This is a genomic window from Psychromonas arctica (assembly GCF_036697365.1).
GTDB lineage: Bacteria > Pseudomonadota > Gammaproteobacteria > Enterobacterales > Psychromonadaceae > Psychromonas > Psychromonas arctica_A.
The window spans coordinates 1-2,030 of the sequence record NZ_JBAHZA010000035.1 but is presented as its reverse complement, the minus strand read 5'-3'; the positions used below and the strand labels follow the sequence as shown (position 1 = coordinate 2,030).

The 2,030-nt window shown below is 42.6% G+C and carries 4 protein-coding genes; all 4 read left to right on the top strand.

The features are described 5' to 3' along the window. The first annotated feature begins 63 nt into the window (after positions 1–63). Positions 64–420, top strand: coding sequence for a 30S ribosomal protein S13 (rpsM, locus tag V5290_RS17135; protein WP_333388689.1), 357 nt, complete (start codon positions 64–66; stop codon positions 418–420). 11 nt (positions 421–431) lie between these two features. Next, the gene (gene rpsK, locus V5290_RS17130) at positions 432–821 is read left to right on the top strand and encodes a 30S ribosomal protein S11 (RefSeq protein WP_019613697.1); all 390 of its coding nucleotides are present in this window, start codon (positions 432–434) and stop codon (positions 819–821) included. 33 nt (positions 822–854) lie between these two features. Next, positions 855–1,475, top strand: a complete 621-nt coding sequence (gene rpsD / locus V5290_RS17125; protein ID WP_028869289.1) for a 30S ribosomal protein S4 — start codon at positions 855–857, stop codon at positions 1,473–1,475. A 25-nt stretch (positions 1,476–1,500) separates the two neighbouring features. Further along, on the top strand, positions 1,501–2,030 hold a 530-nt coding region (locus tag V5290_RS17120; RefSeq protein ID WP_333388682.1), incomplete at its 3' end, for a DNA-directed RNA polymerase subunit alpha.

Genomic DNA, 2,030 nt, shown 5'->3' with positions numbered 1-2,030 from the left:
ATCATTTGTCGAGTATCCTACCGGGCTTTTCACAAATGAATCGTTAACTTTAAGGAGTGCATAGTGGCCCGTATCGCTGGCATTAACGTTCCTGATCATAAGCATGCAGTTATCGCATTAACTGCTATTTTTGGCATCGGCAAGACTCGTTCACAAATTATTTGTGCACAGTCAGGCGTAGCTGAAACTACTAAGCTTAAAGATCTGGATGAAACACAAATCGAAGCTCTTCGTACAGAAGTAGCTAAATTCGCCGTTGAAGGTGATTTACGTCGTGAAGTATCTATGAGCATCAAGCGTCTTATGGACCTTGGTTGTTACCGTGGACTTCGTCACCGTCGCAGCTTACCTCTACGTGGACAGCGTTCTAAAACGAATGCTCGTACTCGTAAAGGTCCGCGTAAAGCAATTAAGAAATAGGGTAAGAGATAATGGCTAAAACACCAACTCGTGCTCGCAAGCGCGTTAAAAAGCAAGTTGCTGATGGTATGGCTCACATCCATGCTTCTTTCAACAACACAATCGTAACTATTACAGACCGTCAAGGTAATGCTCTTTCTTGGGCTACTGCAGGTGGTTCTGGTTTCCGTGGTTCTCGTAAATCTACTCCGTTCGCTGCACAAGTTGCTGCTGAACGTGCTGCTGAAGCAGCTAAAGAGTACGGTCTTAAAAACGTTGAAGTTTTTGTAAATGGACCAGGACCTGGTCGTGAATCTTCGATTCGCGCACTAAACGCGGCGGGTTTCCGTGTAACTAATATTACTGACGTTACACCGATCCCTCATAATGGTTGTCGTCCACCAAAGAAACGTCGCGTTTAATCGCAACTTTCTAAGGTAATTGGAGAAAGAACAATGGCAAGATATTTAGGTCCTAAGCTTAAGCTTAGCCGTCGTGAAGGAACTGATTTATTCTTAAAATCAGGTGTCCGCGCGATCGATTCTAAGTGTAAGATCGAAAATGCACCAGGTGTACACGGTGCACGTAAACCACGTCTATCAGACTACGGTTTACAATTACGTGAAAAGCAAAAAGTACGTCGTATGTACGGTGTATTAGAAAAGCAATTCCGTAACTACTATAAAGAAGCTGCTCGTTTACAGGGCAACACTGGCGAAAACTTACTTCAACTTCTTGAAGGTCGTTTAGACAATGTTGTATACCGCATGGGCTTTGGCGCAACACGTGCTGAATCACGTCAACTAGTTAGCCATAAAGCTATTCTAGTGAACGGTAAAGTTGTAAATATCCCTTCATTCAACGTTAAACCTAGCGACGTTATCGCGATCCGTGAAAAAGCTAAAAAGCAATCACGTATTGGCGCTGCATTAGAAATCGCTGGTCAACGTGAAGCCCTAGCTTGGGTAGAAGTTGATACAACGAAGATGGAAGGCGAATTTAAGCGTCAACCTGAACGTTCAGATTTATCTGCTGAGATTAACGAACAGTTAATCATCGAGCTTTACTCTAAGTAAAGTTAACTGTTAAGAGAGGGCACAAATGCAGGGTTCTGTAATTGATTTTCTAAAACCAAGATTAGTTGATATCGAACAAGTTTCAACAACTAGAGCAAAAGTGGTTCTTGAGCCACTAGAGCGTGGCTTTGGCCATACTTTGGGTAATGCTCTTCGTCGTATTTTGTTATCATCTATGCCGGGAACGGCGGTGACAGAAGTCGAAATTGATGGTGTACAACATGAGTACAGCACAAAAGAAGGCGTTCAAGAAGATATCCTAGAGATTCTTCTTAACCTTAAAGGTCTAGCTGTAAAGCTTGAAGGTAAAAATGAAGTTTTAGTTAGTTTAACTAAATCTGGCGCTGGTCCTGTTACTGCAGGCGACATCATTCATGATGGTGATGTAGAGATAGTCAACCCAGAACATGTGATCTGTAATTTAACAGGCAATGCTGAAATCAGCATGCGTATTAAAATTGAATCAGGTCGCGGTTATGTTCCAGCTTCATCTCGTATTCATAGCGAAGAAGATGAGCGTCCAATTGGTCGTCTATTAGTAGATGCGACTTTCAG